This window comes from Aeromonas sp. 600774 (assembly GCF_049175075.1).
In the GTDB taxonomy this organism is placed as follows: domain Bacteria; phylum Pseudomonadota; class Gammaproteobacteria; order Enterobacterales; family Aeromonadaceae; genus Aeromonas; species Aeromonas veronii_A.
Window position 1 is genome coordinate 136490 of record NZ_JAAKUJ010000003.1, and the last position, 15829, is coordinate 152318.

Below are 15829 nucleotides of genomic sequence, written 5' to 3' on the forward strand. Positions count from 1 at the left end.
TCAACCTATTGAATTAAAACGTGAAAATTAACATTGAACCAGACAGTCACGACAAAGTGACCGATAACCTGGCAGCCGCGTCCTGTCGAATAGTCAGCGCGCTGGGACAAAAGCTGTCAGTCAAGGGCCCCTGCCACCCCTTCAGCCAGATGCCAGCAGTTCCGGCCAGCCTCCTTGCTGCGGTAGAGGGCAGCATCAGCCCGCTCGAAGATAGGGCCGGCGGCAGGAGAATGGCAGGCGCCGCCGGCACTCAGGGTGATCGGCCCATGGTGTTCACGCCACTGTTGCTGACGCACCAGTTCAAGCAGACAACCGAGTTTCTCCGCCAACTCATCCTGTGGCTGTTGCAGCAGAGCGGCAAATTCATCCCCGCCTATCCGGTAAACCGTACTCACCCCCAGCACATCAGCAAGACAGTTGGCCACCCGACACAGCACCTGATCGCCGAAGGCATGGCCCTGGCTGTCGTTGATCCCCTTGAAGTGATCGACATCAAACAGCAGCAGCCAGAAGCACGCCCCCCTCTGCTCCAGTGCCGCCTTGTGCTGCTCGAAGGCTCGTCGGTTCATGATACCGGTCAGGGGATCCCGCAACAGCGCATCCTGCCCCTTGAGAAAACTGGCCCTGACCTGATCGATCTCGTTCAGGCTACGCCGCACGAACCAGGTCTTGGGCTCACTGACAGGCGCTGAACGCTCCAGATCGCGCACGATGCCGGTCAATGAGCCCGACACCAGCTCCTGCTCCTGGCGGAAGATCCGCACCAGCAGACTCAGGCTGCAACACCAGATGGCAAACAGAGAGAGCAGTGGAAAAACCACCATCTGCAACGCATCGTAGAGGCTGTCACGAAACAGTACTGGCGGCAGATAGATGTTGAGATCCCAACCAATATCCGCCAGCTCGCGCTTGATATAAGTCCCATGCCACAGCACATCCAGGCCGAGCCACTGCTGATTCTGATGCTGCTTGATGGTGTTGGCCGCCAGCAGATCCATATTGCTGCCCACTACCAGCTGATCAGTGTCACGCAAGGTCAGATAGAGTGCCGCCTGATTACTACCGACCGTGCGCTGCAGCGCCTGCTGCAGCGAGTCGAATGACATGTCAACCATCAGCAGACCCAGCAACTGCCCCTGCTCGTCCCTCACCCGTTTGATCAGGCTGAGAATCAGCTCCTGAGTATTGTATTCAGGGTAGGGGCCAAACCAGACGGGCTCGTCGCCCGGCATGGCGGTCACCTGATACCAGGGGCGCAGCGCTGCCTTATAACCTGGGGGCGCGAGCCACTCCGGGTAACTGTCGATGCGATCCGCTTTCAGGTTGTAAAAGTAAATGTAGTGGTTGCCGGGCTTGATCTGATGGGCAATAGCCCAGATGGGGGAGTCGGCCGGCTCGCCGCGGGCTATCTTCTCCTTGTCGAGGGAGCCCTCCAGCACTGCCAGTTGCCGCTCATTAACCTTCACCATCTCGTGGATCAAGGACGCCTCAACGGAGGAAGCCATGTGACCAAAGCCGGATACCGTCATGTCGATATCCCGCAGATAGCTGGCAATGGCCATGATGATCGTCACGATCAGGATCAACAAGCCAAGCAGTGCGGAGAGGGGGGCCAGCACATAGTAACGCTTGTTGAGATACGAGCGGCTCACATGACATCCGAACAGGGGAAAACATAGCGGGATTGTGCGAGAGAAAGGAGAGTGAATCATTGATTAATATCACTTCAACGCCCCTTTAATGACATTTCCAATACTAACAAAACATCAAGGTTCGCAAACGAATATCAACTGACAGGAAAAACGCTAGTTACCCCGGGTTAACCCCGCTCTGCATTGCGGGTGTTATAGTCTATACCTGACGCGGCCGGCGCTGGACACGCCGTCCATCACCGGCTGCAACGCCAAGCAGAACAAGGAGATGTTATGAGCAGTCCGTTTATCGAACAGATCAAAGCACGTCGTACCATCTATGCCCTGGGCGACCAGGTGTCCCACACGCCGGAGCAGCTGACGGCCCTGATCCAGGATGCCATCAGACACAGCCCCTCCTCCTTCAATTCCCAGAGCTCCCGCGCCGTCATCCTGTTTGGCGCCCAGCACCACAAGCTGTGGGATATCGTCAAAGCCGAGCTGAAAAAGATTGTGCCGCCGGAAGCCTACGCCCAGAGTGAGGCCAAGGTGGATGGCAGCTTCCGCGCAGGCTTTGGCACCGTGCTGTTCTTTGAGGACACAGACGTCATCAAGGATCTGCAGCAAAAGTTCGCCCTCTATGCCGACAACTTCCCCATCTGGTCGGAACATGCCACCGGCATCGCCCAGTTTGCGGTCTGGACGACGTTGGCGCAGGAGAAGGTCGGCGCCTCCCTGCAGCACTACAACCCGCTTATCGACGAGGCGGTACGCAAGGAGTGGAACCTGCCCGCCAGCTGGCTGCTGCGCGCCCAGATGCCCTTTGGCAGCATCAAGCAAGCGGCCGGAGAGAAGACCTTTATCGACGACGCCACCCGTTTCCGCGTCTTCAAATAACGGTCAGATAGCAAAACGCCCCCGCATCTCGGGGGCGTTTTTATTGCGACATAGAGTGCGGATGGCGATGGTTCATACCGCATATGCGGCAACAACCCCTTATCTCCATCGCTCAGGCGGGCAGTGTCACCAGCAGGGAGTCGTCTTCCCCCAACTCCACCTTCACCTCGCGCCAGTCGCGGATCACCGCCACCACTGCCGGATTGAGCGGCGCATCGCCCCCCACCTGTACCACGGCGCAGCCTGCGTTCAGGGCGCTTTCGATACCGGCCGGGGCATCCTCGAACACCAGACAACGAGCGGGCGAGACACCAAGTCGTTCAGCCCCCAGCTGATAGGGCTCGGGATCGGGTTTGCCATTGACCACAGCTTCGGCCCCCACCAGCAGGTTGGGCAGCGGCAAAGCGGCACAACGCAGCCGGTGACGGGCGACCCGCTCACTGGCGGAGGTCACGATGGCCCAGCGCTCTGGCGGCAAGAGGCGCAGCAACTCACCAGCCCCAGCGATGGCATCGCCCCCGGTATGCAGCATCTCCAGCTCGTCGAGCCGCGCCGCCTCCCGCTCCACATCCAGTTGCAGGGCCAGCGCCCGGATCACCTCCCGCGAGCGCATGCCGTGGCACATCGCCAGCACCGGCTCGGGATCGAGCTGATGTTCACGACACCAGATCCGCCATACCTGCTCCACATCGTCGGCCGAGCAGACCAGGCTGCCATCCATATCGAGCAGAAGGGCGGCGACCTCCACGGTTTTTGTGCCGCCTATACAAACGCCCGGTTCACGATTCATGCCGGTAATCATGCCGATACTCCCGCCAGCTCAGGCTCAGCCCCCTGCAGCGCATCGGCAAAAGCCTGCTGCTGGGCGGCACGCTCATAACAGGCGAGCGCCTGTTCGGCGCTGCCAGCCCACACCTGCAGCGGGCCGACCACAAACCCCTGTTGCAGCAGGCTGGCGAGCAGCTCCCCCGTTTCTGGCGCGGCCAGCGGTTGGGCCAGCACCAGGGTGCCCTTGATCAAAAAGAGATAGCGTTGGGTAGACATGATATGACTCCTTGTTCCAGGTCGGAGGGGACTCGGCTCCCCCTTCAGCGCCATTAGAACAGGGCGTTTAGATAATTTATAATGAGCAAATGGCCACTTTCGATAATCAAACGGAATGAAATTCGACCTCAAACAACTGCAGGCGTTCGTGATGCTGGCCGAGACCGCCAACTACCGGGAAGCGGCCAATCGCCTCTTTGTTACCCAGCCCGCCCTCACCAAGCAGATCCAGGGATTGGAGCAGACCCTCGGCAGCACCCTATTCAATCGCGGTCGCCACGGCGCAGAACTGACCGCCGTCGGCGCCCAGCTGTTGACCCAAGCGAGTGCGCTGGTCGAACACGGGCGGGAGTTCGAGAGCCATGCGCTGGCGGTGGCGAGCGGAGTCGCCGGTCGGCTCAAGATTGGCTTTGGTCTATCGAGCTTTGCACTGGCCCCCTCGCTGGTCGCCCGCTTCAAGCAGCAGGTGCCCGATGTGATGGTGCATCTGCAGGATATGCCCTCCGCCATCCAGCAGGAGCAGCTGCTCTCCGGTCAACTCCAGCTTGGCTTTATGCGCCGCCCCGAGCTGCCGCAGTTGCGCGAACACAGGTTGCTGATCGATCGGCTGGTGCTGGCGGTGCCAACCCGGATGACCCAGCCAGATCCGGCTGCGTTTGATCTCCAGCAGGCTTTGACCAGCCAGCCGCTGCTGCAGATGGTGGGCCATCGCTGCCCCGGCCTCAGCCAGCAGATCGCCAGCTTTCTCGGCGCCAACCGACTGACCGGGATGATCCAGGAGGCCGAAGATATCCAGACGCTGGTAGCACTGGTCGCCGCCGGGATCGGCAACGCCATCCTGCCGCGTAGCGTCAGCTTTATCGCCGGCCCTGATGTGACCCTCTATCCTCTCTCTGGCCCCAATTCCGAGTGGGAGGTCAGCCTGGTATGGAATCCCCTGTTTGCCGACCCCATTCGCGACAACTTCGTCAAGCTGGTGGTCGCCACTCACCCCACGCCTATCTCGGCCACGCCCGGAACGCTAACCCCTGTAAAAACAAAAGCCCCCGCAACGGGGGCCTGACAACATGATGCCGGTGAATTGCTAGCAGCTGACGCTATGGCTGCGGTTTTTGCCCGCCCCCTTGGCGATATAGAGCGCGGCATCGGCAGCGGCCAGCAGATCCCCTTCACTGGCGAGCGGCAGATCGCTGTTGCGTGTGGCAATGCCAATGCTGGCGCTAAGGCGGATCTCCTCCTTCACCACTATGCCGAGCTCATTGATGGCCTCGCGGATCATCTCCCCCAGTGTCAGCGCAGCCTCCCTGTCAGTATTGCCGAGGATCAGGGCAAACTCGTCCCCGCCAAAGCGACAGGGCAAATCCGCCGGGCGCTGGCAGAAGGATTGCAGAAGATGGCCCACCAGCTGGAGGGAGCCATCCCCCATCTGATGACCAAGATGGTCATTGCACGCCTTGAAGTTATCCAGATCCAGCATGATGAGGGAGAGCGGGGTATGTTCGCGCACGCTGCGGCGCCACTCGTTGTGCAGGAAGCTGTTGAACAACCGCCGGTTGGCCAGTCCGGTCAGGGGATCATGCTGGGAGAGGTTGGCGACTTCCAGTTCAAGCCGTTTGCGCTCAGTGATATTGATATGAGCAATGGCATAAAATTCGTCATCGACGCCGATCACTGGCGCCACCCTCATCATAAACCAGCGCTGGGTATCGGGGCTGTGGCAAGGGTACTCCAGATAGAACTTCTCCTGAACACGACGCAGCACCAGGCGGATCCCTTCCACTGCGCTGCGCGCCAGCGGCTCGTCAGAGCTGTCACACACCCCGATGTAGTTAACCCCGAGCCAGTCATACCCTTGGGGCATGCCGTTTTGCTCGGCAAACAGATCCCAAGCGAGATTGGTGTAATGAATCACGCCATCCCGGTCTATCACCGATATCTGGTCTTCCAGCGAATCCAGCAGCGCAGCCAGATAATGAGCTCGCTCGGCGAAGTGACTTCGCGGCCTCTGTATATCATCCACCATGATGGCCATCCTGTGGCAAAAGTGGCGTATCGCCATCTATTAACTATTAAGTCAGCAGATAGAGTAAAGCACCCAATTTCCACTTGGCCAACTGAGACCAAATTTCACCATCGAACACTATCCGGCAAGGTTTCAGGCCAGTTTCCCTGTTCCGGATAACAAGAGCACATCATGAGCATATGTATCTGATAAGTCACATTTAATGACCACACCACTGATTTTCGCAGGGGATGCCATCGCCCTCTCCGTCCATTTTGGTGTTCGGGCAATGTTGCAAAAACCAGATTGCCTCCTCGCAGGAAGTCATCTGGGAACAATGCTGCCGACCATCACACTGGCGAATAAAGGTCGTTGCCTGTGGCCTGCTGACCGTGGTGCTGACCTCCTCCTGATTGAAAGAGGAGACCGGCAAGGGCGCAATCGACTCGGCCGAGAAGCGTGAGTAGATAGAAAAAAGGCCAGCGAGCACCAGCAGGGGAATAAGTTTGCCGCGCCAACTGCTCTTGCTGCGCCGATAGGGCTTACGTCGCTCTCTGGTCGCAGTGGATCGTGGCGGCTGACTTGCCGCCCGCCATGATGGAGTTGCCGATGGTGTTGCTGACCTTGCTGCTGATGATGCAGAAAATGACGCGGCTGCTGGCCCGGCATCCGCCAACGTGAGCGGACGATCGGGGAAAAAGACCTGTAACGCCCTTGGTTTGCCATCCTGGCCACTGCCGATCAGATAGGTGACACGCTCCCCCGGCTCGGGCACGCGGCCATCTGATTGCAGCGCCGTAACGTGCACAAACAGCCCTGCACTGCGTGCTCCATTGATTGCCTGCTCGGCGCCATTTTGCTCCGGCGTAATAAATCCAAAGCCGCGCGCCTCGTTCCAGCTCGCGATCCGTCCCTGATAACGCATCTGTCCATCCTTGTTGTTATCCATGTGAGCACTATCTTGCCAGACAATCATGTTGCCCAAAAGCGCTGCGGCCCGACAGGGGGCCGCAGAGTCAATCTCAACACGGTGCTCGGGCGCAGCCTGCGTTAAGGATCAAGCCAACCGGGACACCTTGATGATCTCGGCGATGCGACCCAGCATCCGCAGCGAGGTGTGATGCTCGGTGGCATCTGCGGCGGCGCAGGCATCCTCCAGAATGGTGATGGCGTAGTCGCGATCGTGACCATCCCGCGCTGCCGCCTGAATGGCCCAGCTGGTGCTCACCCCGCACAGATAGAGGTGGTCGATGTGGTTGGCCCGCAGCGCAGGCTCCAGCGCCGTGCCATAGAAGGGGCTCACTCTGGGCTTGGTCAGCACCAGATCGCCGGGCTGCACATCCAGATCAGGATGAAAGTCGGTGCCGCTGTCAACCAAAGAGAGCGCCCCCAACTGGTGAGCGCGACCAAACATGGGAGACCCCTTGGGTTGCAGCTGATAGCCGCCGTCAAAGCCCACCTTGAGTAGCACCACCAGCCAGCCGTGGGCGCGGGCATGGGCCAGCGCCTGATTGGCATGCGCGATGGCATCCTGCTCCAGCACATGGGCTGCGGAGGCGGCGATGCGCCCGTCGGGATGGGCAATATCGTTGATAAAATCGATCACCAGCAGTGCCTTGTTCATCACCTTTGCTCCTTCGCGCATTCAGCCCGTGCTATCTGGTTTCTACCTGTCAAACCAGCCCCAGTGCATAGCGCAGCGCCATCTCCTTGAGCGGGCCAGCTTTATCCGCCAGATTGAGAGCAAGATTGCGGGCCAGCTTGAGCGGGCCAATCTCGTTGCTGAACACCCCGTAGAAGAGATCCATCCCCGACTGCATCAGCAGGTTGTCGGGACGACGGCGTCGCTCGTAACGCTCGGCCAACGCCAGCTGATGCCAGTCGGCGCCAGCTCCTTGCAGCAGATCAGCCCAGCAGGCCACATCCTTGAAGCCGAGGTTGACCCCCTGCCCCGCCAGCGGGTTGATGGTGTGGGCGGCATCGCCAAGCAGCACCACCCGACCGGCGTGGTAGTCGTTGGCGTGGCGACGCACCAGCGGGAAGCTCCCCTTGCCGGTGACGGTGAAGCCGCCGAGCCGGCTTGGGAAGTGGCGGCGCACTTCGGCGGCGAGCGCCTCGTTGCTCATGGCCGCCAGCGCCCGGATCCGGGCCGGACTGTCATACCACACCAGGGAGCCGTGCTGGCCGGGTAGCGGCAGGAAGGCGCGCGGGCCGCTCGGGGTGAACTGCTGCCAGGTGATATCTTCCTGCGCAAAGTCGGTGTCGATATTGATCAGCATGCAGTGCTGGCGGTACTCGAAGCGCGATACCCCGATGCCAGCCAGCTTGCGGGTGTGGGATTCGGCACCGTCGCAGGCCAGCACCCAGCGGGCGGCCAGCTCGGTGCCGTCATCCAGAGTCAGCACAGCTTCATCCGCACTCTGGCGCAGGCTGGTCACCGCCGCAGGGGTGTGGGTCTGGATGTTGGGGAAATCCTCCATCCGCTTGAGCAGGGCGAGCTGCACCAGCCGGTTCTCGATGATGTAACCGAGCTGGGGCAGGCCGAGATCGGCGGCATTGAAGCGGGTAGCAAAGCCATCCAGCTCCCAGGTCTCCAGCCGGCGATAGGGGCAGAGCCGCATCTGCTGCAGATGGTGCCAGGCGCCAGCCTGCTCCAGCAGCGCCACCGAGGCCTGACTGATGGCGGAGACCCGCAGATCCAGCGGCTGCTCCGGCGCGTATTGCTCCGGCAGCTGGGTTTCGATGACCCGCACCGAGAGGCCCTGGGCCGCCAGCAGACAGGCGGTAGCCGCCCCCACCATGCCGGCGCCGACGATGGCGATATCACACTGTTCCATACATTTATTCCTGAAAGGGTGCGTCCGGCGACAGCGCCCGGACGTGAACCGGATGGCAGCATGATAGCGCAAGGGCGACTGATAAACAGTGAGACAAACGGGGAATTGCTGCGTCAAATCAAGGAGAAAGCTTATTGAGCTTACTGGCAACAGGTATCGGGTGAGCACCATTGCCAGCTGGATATTAGCTAGGCAGTATCCAGATTGCGGAGTAAAATGCGCGGTCCTTTGACCATGCCGATTTCAAAACAAGTCAAGAGAAGCAATGAGCAAGAAACTTCACATTAAAACCTGGGGTTGCCAGATGAACGAGTATGACTCGTCCAAAATGGCCGACCTGTTGGATGCCAGCAATGGCTACACCCTTACCGAAGAGCCCGAAGAGGCAGATGTCTTGCTGCTCAATACCTGCTCCATCCGCGAAAAAGCGCAGGAGAAGGTGTTCCACCAGCTGGGACGCTGGAAAAAGCTCAAGGCCAACAAGCCCGGTCTGGTGATCGGCGTGGGTGGCTGCGTTGCCTCTCAGGAGGGCGATGCGATTCGCCAACGCGCTCCCTATGTGGATATCGTGTTCGGCCCGCAGACCCTGCATCGCCTGCCCGCCATGATCAAGGAAGTGCAAGAGGGCCGTGGTGCCCAGGTTGATATCGCCTTCCCCGAGATCGAAAAATTCGACAGCCTGCCCGAACCGCGCGCCGAAGGGGCCACCGCGTTCGTCTCCATCATGGAAGGCTGCTCCAAATACTGTACTTACTGCGTGGTGCCCTACACCCGCGGTGAAGAAGTGAGCCGTCCGCTGGACGACGTGCTCTACGAAATCGCCCAGCTCGCCCAGCAGGGCGTGCGCGAAGTGAACCTGCTCGGCCAGAACGTCAACGCCTACCGCGGTCCGACCTTTGATGGCGGCATTTGCACCTTCGCCGAGCTGCTGCGTCTGGTAGCCGCCATCGACGGTATCGATCGCATTCGCTACACCACCAGCCACCCGATCGAGTTCACCGACGACATCATCGAAGTCTACAAAGACACCCCGGAAGTGGTCAGCTTCCTGCACCTACCGGTGCAGAGCGGCTCCGACCGTATTCTGACCATGATGAAACGCCCGCACACCATCCTGGAGTACAAATCCAAGATCCGTCGCCTGCGTGCCGCCCGTCCCGACATCACCATCAGCTCCGACTTCATCGTTGGCTTCCCGAACGAGACGGACGAAGACTTTGAAGCGACCATGAAGCTGATCGAGGATGTGGGTTTCGACATGAGCTTCAGCTTCATCTTCAGCCCGCGCCCGGGCACCCCGGCCGCCGACATGCCCGACGATGTCGACATGGAAGTGAAGAAAGCCCGTCTGGCCCGCCTGCAGCACGTCATCAACAACCAAGCGATGCAGATTGGCCGCGCCATGCTGGGCACCACCCAGCGCATCCTGGTGGAAGGGCCCTCCAAGCTCGACCCGATGCAGCTGTGTGGCCGCACCGAGAACAACCGGGTGGTCAACTTCGAAGGCCAGCACACCTTGATCGGCGGCTTTGCCGACGTGGAGATCACCGAGGTGCGTCCCAACTCCCTGCGCGGCAAGTTCATCCGCGGCGAGAACGAGATGAACCTGCGGATCGCCACCGCCCCGAGCGAAATCCTGGCCCGTCGCCCGGATAACGTACCGGACGAGCTGGGCGTTGCCGCCTTCACTCCCCATTAATCCCCTCCTCCCCATTCGCCCAGCGGATGGGGAGCGCCTTGAGACGAGGATATTTTGAGCCGACACATCTCGACCCTGAATCTGCATCTGGAGCCCGCCGACAACCAGCGCCTTGCCAGCCTGTGCGGCCCCTTCGATGACAATATCAAGCAGCTGGAGCGCCGCCTCGGCGTCGAGATCAGCTACCGTGACAGCCACTTCCAGCTGGTGGGCAAACCGGCCCAGCTGGATGCCGCCGCCGTCATCCTCAAGCACCTCTATGTGGAAACCCAGCCCCTCAAGGGTGGCAAGGTGACCGACATCACCCCCGACATGGTCCATCTGGCCATTCAGGAGTCGCGGGTGCTGGAGCAGGATGACGAACCGGCGCCGAGCATCCCATATGGCAAGGAGGTGACGGTCAAGACCAAGCGCGGTCTCATCAAACCACGCAGCCCAAATCAGGCCCAGTACATTGCCAATATCGTGCGCCACGACATCTGCTTCGGCATAGGCCCGGCCGGTACCGGCAAGACCTATCTGGCGGTCGCAGCGGCGGTGGATGCGCTGGAGCGTCAGGAAATTCGCCGCATTTTGCTGACCCGTCCGGCGGTGGAAGCGGGGGAGAAGCTCGGCTTCCTGCCCGGCGATCTCTCCCAGAAGGTGGATCCTTACCTGCGCCCGCTCTACGACGCCCTGTTCGAGATGCTGGGTTTTGAGCGGGTGGAGAAGCTGATGGAGCGCAACATCATCGAGGTGGCGCCGCTTGCCTATATGCGCGGAAGAACCCTCAATGACGCCTTTATCATTCTCGATGAGGCCCAGAACACCACCACCGAGCAGATGAAGATGTTCCTCACCCGCATCGGCTTCAACTCCAAGGCCGTGGTCACCGGCGACATCACCCAGGTAGACCTGCCGCGCAACGCCAAATCCGGCCTGCGCCACGCGCTGGAAGTGCTGCCAGGGGTCGATGGTCTGTCGTTCAACTTCTTCGAGTCCAAAGACGTGGTTCGCCACCCGGTGGTGGCCCGCATCGTGCAGGCCTATGAGGCGTTCGATGCCAAACAGGCAGCCGAAAAAGCAGCACCCTATTCCGGCAAAGAGAGTGAGCAATGAGCGTAACCCTGGATCTGCAGCTGGCCAGTGCCAGCACTGACGGCCTGCCCACCGAAGCCCAGCTGCAAGGCTGGCTTGACGGCACCATTCTCGGCTTCCAGCAGGAGGCAGAAGTGACGGTGCGTATCGTCGATGAGGCGGAGAGCAACGAGCTCAATCTCACCTATCGCGGCAAGGACAAGCCCACCAACGTGCTCTCCTTCCCGTTCGAGGCGCCACCCGGTCTGGAGCTGCCGCTGCTGGGCGATCTGGTGATCTGCCGTCAGGTGGTGGAGCGTGAGGCCCAAGAGCAGGGCAAGCCCGTCATGGCCCACTGGGCCCACATGGTTGTGCACGGCAGTCTGCATCTGCTAGGTTATGACCATATCGAGGATGAGGAAGCCGAAGAGATGGAAGCGCTTGAGCGCGACATCATGCAGGAGCTAGGTTTTGCCGATCCCTATCTGAACGACGAAGAGTAAAACGCCGGATGGTCATCGACTTGAAACAGCAGATGGCCATCCTTATATAACCCGAACAATTTCAAGTGTGTTTAAGCGAGTAACCAAGAGAGAAAATGACCGACGATCACCCTAGTACCGGCTCGCCGAAGAAAACCTGGCTCGACAAACTCAGCCAACTCTTCCAGGGCGAGCCAAAAGACCGCAACGATTTGGTAGACGTGATAGCCGATGCCGAGGAGCGCGACCTCATCGATCAGGACACCAAGGACATGATCGAGGGGGTGCTGGAGATCGCCGATCTTCGCGTGCGAGACATCATGATCCCCCGCTCCCAGATGGTGACCATCGAGAAGTCCCAACCGGTGGATGCGATTCTGCCGGTGATCATCGAGTCCGGTCACTCCCGCTTCCCGGTGATCAACGAAGACAAGGATCATGTGGAGGGCATTCTGCTCGCCAAGGATCTGCTTCCCTTCGGGTTTGGCGGCCATCACGCCAGCGAGCCGCTGCAGCTCGAGAAAATCTTGCGCCCCACGGTGATCGTGCCCGAGAGCAAACGGGTTGACCGTCTGCTCAAGGAGTTCCGTGAAGAGCGCTACCACATGGCCATCGTGGTCGACGAATTTGGTGGCGTCTCCGGTCTGGTGACCATTGAAGACATTCTCGAGCTTATCGTCGGCGAGATAGATGACGAATTCGATGACATCGAGGATGAGCCGGACGAGATCCGCCGCATCAGCAAACGGGTCTTCTCGGTCAGTGCCCTTACCGAGATCGAGGATTTCAACGACTTCTTCGGCACCCAGTTCAGCGATGAAGAGGTGGATACTGTGGGTGGTCTGGTGATGCACGCCTTCAGTCATCTGCCCAAAAAGGGCGAGGAGATTGAGCTGGATGGCTACCTGTTCAAGGTGATGCATGCCGACCGGCGTCGTCTGCAGCAGTTGCAGGTGAAGATCCCGGAGAACCATGTCGTGGCACAATCTGAACCCCAGTAAACTGCCAGCGATCTTTTGACAACGCCCCGCCTGCGGGGCGTTGTGCTATCCGGATGGCGCGAGGCTCGCCGTTAACCGCCGTACGGGGTAAGATACCGGCCATTCGACCCCAGTTGCACACCAAGACGAGCACCATCGCCCGTGAGATTATCCCCTGTTACTTCCAAAATTCTGTTAAGCCTCAGTGCATTGGCCTCTGGCGCCATCGCCGTGCTGGCCTTCTCCCCCTTCGGCTACTGGCCGCTGGTGCTCCCCTCCCTGCTTGGCCTCTATGCCCTGCTGGACAAAGCCACGCCAAAGCAGGCCGCCTGGCGCGGTTTTGGCTATGCCATGGGGCTCTTTTTACCAGGCCTGTGGTGGATCCACGTCAGCATGACCGAATTTGGCGGCATCCCGCTGCCGGTCGCTTTTATACTGCTGGCCGGTCTATCCGCCTATCTGGCGCTCTACCCGACGCTCGCCTGCTGGGTTTTCGCCCGCTTCTTTGGCAGCCGTCACTGGAGCCGCTGGCTGCTCGCCTTTCCGGCACTCTGGCTGCTGGCGGACTGGCTGCGTGGCTGGGTGATGACAGGCTTCCCCTGGCTCTGGTTTGGCTACAGCCAGATCGACGGCCCGCTCAGGGGCTTTGCTCCCATTTTCGGGGTGCAGGGCATCACCCTCGCCCTGTTGCTCTCTGCCTCCGCCATCTGGCTGGTGTGGAAATCCCGCTCCCCGCTCTGGCTGGCAGTGCCCGCTCTGCTGGTAGCCGGTGCCCACGGTCTGATGCAGCTCAGTTGGGTCACCCGTGGCGAGCCGGTCAAGGTAGCACTGGTGCAAGGCAATATCGCCCAGTCCCTCAAGTGGGATCCGGAGGCGCTGGTGCCGACGGTGCGCAAATATCAGGATCTCAGCCGCGAGAATCAGGATGCCGATATCATCGTCTGGCCGGAGTCGGCCATCCCGGCCATCGAGAAGGAGATGGGCCCCTATCTGGAGAGCCTCGACAAAGCGATGAAGGTGAACAACACCGGTCTGCTGGCGGGGATCATTCACTATGATTTCGAGCAACGACGCTTCTTCAATACCGTGCTCGGCATGGGGGTACAGGATGCGGATGGCAAGGAGTCCTACTTCTACGGGCACCCCAACCGTTACAACAAGTACCACCTGCTGCCCATCGGCGAGTTCGTGCCATTTGAAGATCTGCTGCGTCCCATCGCCCCCTTCTTCAATCTGCCGATGTCCTCTTTCAGCCGGGGCGATGAAGTGCAGCCAAATCTGATCGCCAAGGGGCTCAAGTTCGCCGCCGCCATCTGCTACGAGATCATCTTCCCGGAGGAGGTGCGCCGCAACGTCAATGCCGATACTGACTTCCTGCTGACCGTCTCCAACGATGCCTGGTTCGGCACCAGCATCGGCCCCTGGCAACATATGGAGATCGCCCGGATGCGCGCGCTGGAGCTGGCTCGTCCGCTGCTGCGCGACACCAACACCGGCATCACTATTGTTACCGAGATTGACGGCAGCATCATCGGCCAGATCCCGCAGTTTGAAGCGGGTGTGCTGCGCAGCGAGGTGCGTCCCGCCCACGGCGAGACTCCCTACATGCGCTTTGGCACCTGGCCCCTCTACGGCCTGACCGTGCTGCTGCTGGGTCTGGCGCTGGCGCTGCGCCCCAAGGCACACCCCTGGGCCCGCGAGCTGTAACGACCACCCGCAATCTCCGATAAACAGCGAGGCGCCCACAGGCGCCTCGTTTTTTCATCTCCTCATCAGATCGATATGCCGGAGAAGGACATAAAGCCAAGGGACATCAGCCCCGCCACGATAAAAGTGATACCAATGCCCCGCAGCCCCTCGGGCACATCGGCGTACTTCAGCTTCTGGCGCAGCCCGGCCATGGCGACAATGGCCAGCAGCCAGCCAAGTCCGGAGCCTGCGCTGTAGACTAGCGACTCGATGAAATCATAATCCCGCTGCGCCATAAACATCACCCCTCCAAAGATGGCACAGTGCACCGTCAACAGCGGCAGATAGACGCCAAGAGCGTGATAGAGCGCCGGAACGTACTTGTCGAGCACCATTTCCATCACCTGCACCAGCGCCGCCAGCACCCCGATGTAAATGATGTAATCGAGAAAGCCCAGATCGAATTCACCGAAAAAGGTACTGCCTGCCCGCAAGATATGGCGGTAGATCAGGTTGTTGAGAGGAATGGCGATCACCATCACCACCAGGATCGTCATGCCGAGGCCGAAAGCGGTGTTGATGTTCTTCGAGACGGCCAGAAAGGTACACATCCCCAGAAAGAAGGCCAGGGCGAGGTTCTCGACAAAGATCGAGTGAATAAACAGGTTGAAGTAGTAGTCCATAGGTGTGCTCACCAGGTGTTTGCGCAAAGAGAAAGTCTGCCTCTGGCCGATGGCCAGCAGCATGGACGAAACAACAGAAAGCGCGGACGCAACACCGTACGATATAGCGCAGGCAACAGGTGCAAGCCTGCCCGTCAGTCAATCAGGAGCGTTACAAACCGAGTGAAAAGGTGGATGGGCGCCCGCCAGCAGGGTGAGCTAGTCGCCGTGACAGAAACGATATTGCAGGTGGCGACAGCGCAGCAGCCGTCGGTGCAGATAACCGAAGTAGCCGGGGAGCTGCCTGACATAGAGAAGAGGGAGAACCAGTAGCAGACCGCAGAGCAGGCCGAGGATATCGTGCTGGAACCAGGCCAGCACCATCTGATAGCGCTCGGGATGAGTGGCCCCTTCGAGCCGCCGCCCCAGCTCGAAGCCGAGTCGCCATTGGGAGGTTGGGGGGAGGCCGACACTGTTGACCAATCCCGGATCGGATTGCTCATGCAACTGCATCGAGACCTTCTGCCTGACCGACGCCTGATGAGGTGTTGCAGTGACCCCTACCGCAGCGAAAGCGGCAAACCAAAGCAGGCTGGCGATAGCGAGGGCAATCGTCCAGGTCGACAGTCGACCAGAAGGCAGCAAAGAGTCAGTCCCGTTCAAACAACAAAATGATGCAGGGATGAATGTATCACAACACCTCTTTTTCTTGAATTTTTAACCGCATTGAATGACGTAAAAGCGATACAAAAAATCATCTCACTCAGAAAGCCAGCAATTAAATACCAACATAACAAAGCGGTAGAGTCCCCCTGGCCCACAGTAAAACGGCCACCCGAGGGTGGCCGTT

At 59.9% G+C, this 15829-nt stretch carries 16 protein-coding genes; 7 read left to right on the forward strand and 9 right to left on the reverse strand.

What is annotated here, in order from left to right; genetic code table 11:
* Window positions 1–116: 116 nt before the first annotated feature.
* A complete protein-coding gene (locus G5171_RS04880; RefSeq protein ID WP_216978190.1) occupies window positions 117–1652 on the reverse strand; it encodes a sensor domain-containing diguanylate cyclase in 1536 nt (511 codons plus the stop codon).
* Window positions 1653–1925: 273 nt separating this feature from the next.
* On the opposite strand from G5171_RS04880, the gene G5171_RS04885 reads away from it, so the two are divergent.
* A complete protein-coding gene (locus G5171_RS04885; protein WP_201911282.1) occupies window positions 1926–2528 on the forward strand; it encodes a nitroreductase family protein in 603 nt (200 codons plus the stop codon).
* 112 nt (window positions 2529–2640) lie between these two features.
* Here G5171_RS04885 and G5171_RS04890 read toward each other — a convergent pair whose 3' ends face one another.
* Both G5171_RS04890 and G5171_RS04895 read right to left on the reverse strand, forming a co-directional pair.
* The gene (locus G5171_RS04890) at window positions 2641–3330 is read right to left on the reverse strand and encodes an HAD-IA family hydrolase (RefSeq protein WP_421259907.1); all 690 of its coding nucleotides are present in this window, start codon (window positions 3328–3330) and stop codon (window positions 2641–2643) included.
* Window positions 3327–3572: a hypothetical protein gene (locus G5171_RS04895; RefSeq protein WP_005362339.1), complete on the reverse strand. Its 246-nt coding sequence runs from the start codon at window positions 3570–3572 to the stop codon at window positions 3327–3329. The genes G5171_RS04890 and G5171_RS04895 overlap by 4 nt, the downstream gene beginning before the upstream one ends.
* Window positions 3573–3687: 115 nt before the next feature.
* On the opposite strand from G5171_RS04895, the gene G5171_RS04900 reads away from it, so the two are divergent.
* On the forward strand, window positions 3688–4635 hold the full coding sequence (locus G5171_RS04900) for a LysR substrate-binding domain-containing protein (RefSeq protein ID WP_421259908.1): 948 nt from the start codon (window positions 3688–3690) through the stop codon (window positions 4633–4635).
* Between the two features lie 21 nt (window positions 4636–4656).
* Here G5171_RS04900 and G5171_RS04905 read toward each other — a convergent pair whose 3' ends face one another.
* The 4 genes from G5171_RS04905 to G5171_RS04920 form a co-directional block, all read right to left on the reverse strand.
* Window positions 4657–5595, reverse strand: coding sequence for a diguanylate cyclase (locus G5171_RS04905; RefSeq protein ID WP_421250672.1), 939 nt, complete (start codon window positions 5593–5595; stop codon window positions 4657–4659).
* Between the two features lie 199 nt (window positions 5596–5794).
* Window positions 5795–6499: a cold shock domain-containing protein gene (locus tag G5171_RS04910; RefSeq protein ID WP_421250715.1), complete on the reverse strand. Its 705-nt coding sequence runs from the start codon at window positions 6497–6499 to the stop codon at window positions 5795–5797.
* Window positions 6500–6631: 132 nt separating this feature from the next.
* Window positions 6632–7198, reverse strand: a complete 567-nt coding sequence (locus tag G5171_RS04915; RefSeq protein ID WP_407956936.1) for a cysteine hydrolase family protein — start codon at window positions 7196–7198, stop codon at window positions 6632–6634.
* A 49-nt stretch (window positions 7199–7247) separates the two neighbouring features.
* Window positions 7248–8411, reverse strand: coding sequence for an FAD-dependent oxidoreductase (locus tag G5171_RS04920; RefSeq protein WP_421259909.1), 1164 nt, complete (start codon window positions 8409–8411; stop codon window positions 7248–7250).
* A gap of 265 nt (window positions 8412–8676) precedes the next feature.
* On the opposite strand from G5171_RS04920, the gene miaB reads away from it, so the two are divergent.
* The 5 genes from miaB to lnt all read left to right on the forward strand — a co-directional run bounded on the left by miaB (window position 8677) and on the right by lnt (window position 14335).
* A complete protein-coding gene (miaB, locus tag G5171_RS04925) occupies window positions 8677–10110 on the forward strand; it encodes a tRNA (N6-isopentenyl adenosine(37)-C2)-methylthiotransferase MiaB (protein ID WP_421250674.1) in 1434 nt (477 codons plus the stop codon).
* 54 nt (window positions 10111–10164) lie between these two features.
* A complete protein-coding gene (locus G5171_RS04930; protein ID WP_158112964.1) occupies window positions 10165–11208 on the forward strand; it encodes a PhoH family protein in 1044 nt (347 codons plus the stop codon).
* The gene (ybeY, locus tag G5171_RS04935) at window positions 11205–11669 is read left to right on the forward strand and encodes an rRNA maturation RNase YbeY (protein WP_288729301.1); all 465 of its coding nucleotides are present in this window, start codon (window positions 11205–11207) and stop codon (window positions 11667–11669) included. The genes G5171_RS04930 and ybeY overlap by 4 nt, the downstream gene beginning before the upstream one ends.
* A gap of 95 nt (window positions 11670–11764) precedes the next feature.
* Window positions 11765–12649, forward strand: a complete 885-nt coding sequence (gene corC / locus G5171_RS04940) for a CNNM family magnesium/cobalt transport protein CorC (RefSeq protein ID WP_421212316.1) — start codon at window positions 11765–11767, stop codon at window positions 12647–12649.
* A 141-nt stretch (window positions 12650–12790) separates the two neighbouring features.
* Window positions 12791–14335: an apolipoprotein N-acyltransferase gene (gene lnt / locus G5171_RS04945; RefSeq protein WP_421212317.1), complete on the forward strand. Its 1545-nt coding sequence runs from the start codon at window positions 12791–12793 to the stop codon at window positions 14333–14335.
* A 65-nt stretch (window positions 14336–14400) separates the two neighbouring features.
* On the opposite strand, the gene nqrE is transcribed toward lnt, so the two are convergent.
* Complete coding sequence (gene nqrE, locus G5171_RS04950; RefSeq protein WP_421250716.1) at window positions 14401–15000, reverse strand: NADH:ubiquinone reductase (Na(+)-transporting) subunit E; 600 nt, start codon at window positions 14998–15000, stop codon at window positions 14401–14403.
* 198 nt (window positions 15001–15198) lie between these two features.
* Window positions 15199–15624 carry a hypothetical protein gene (locus G5171_RS04955; protein WP_236348389.1) on the reverse strand — a complete coding sequence of 142 codons (426 nt, stop codon included), beginning with the start codon at window positions 15622–15624 and terminating at the stop codon, window positions 15199–15201.
* Window positions 15625–15829 lie beyond the last annotated feature (205 nt).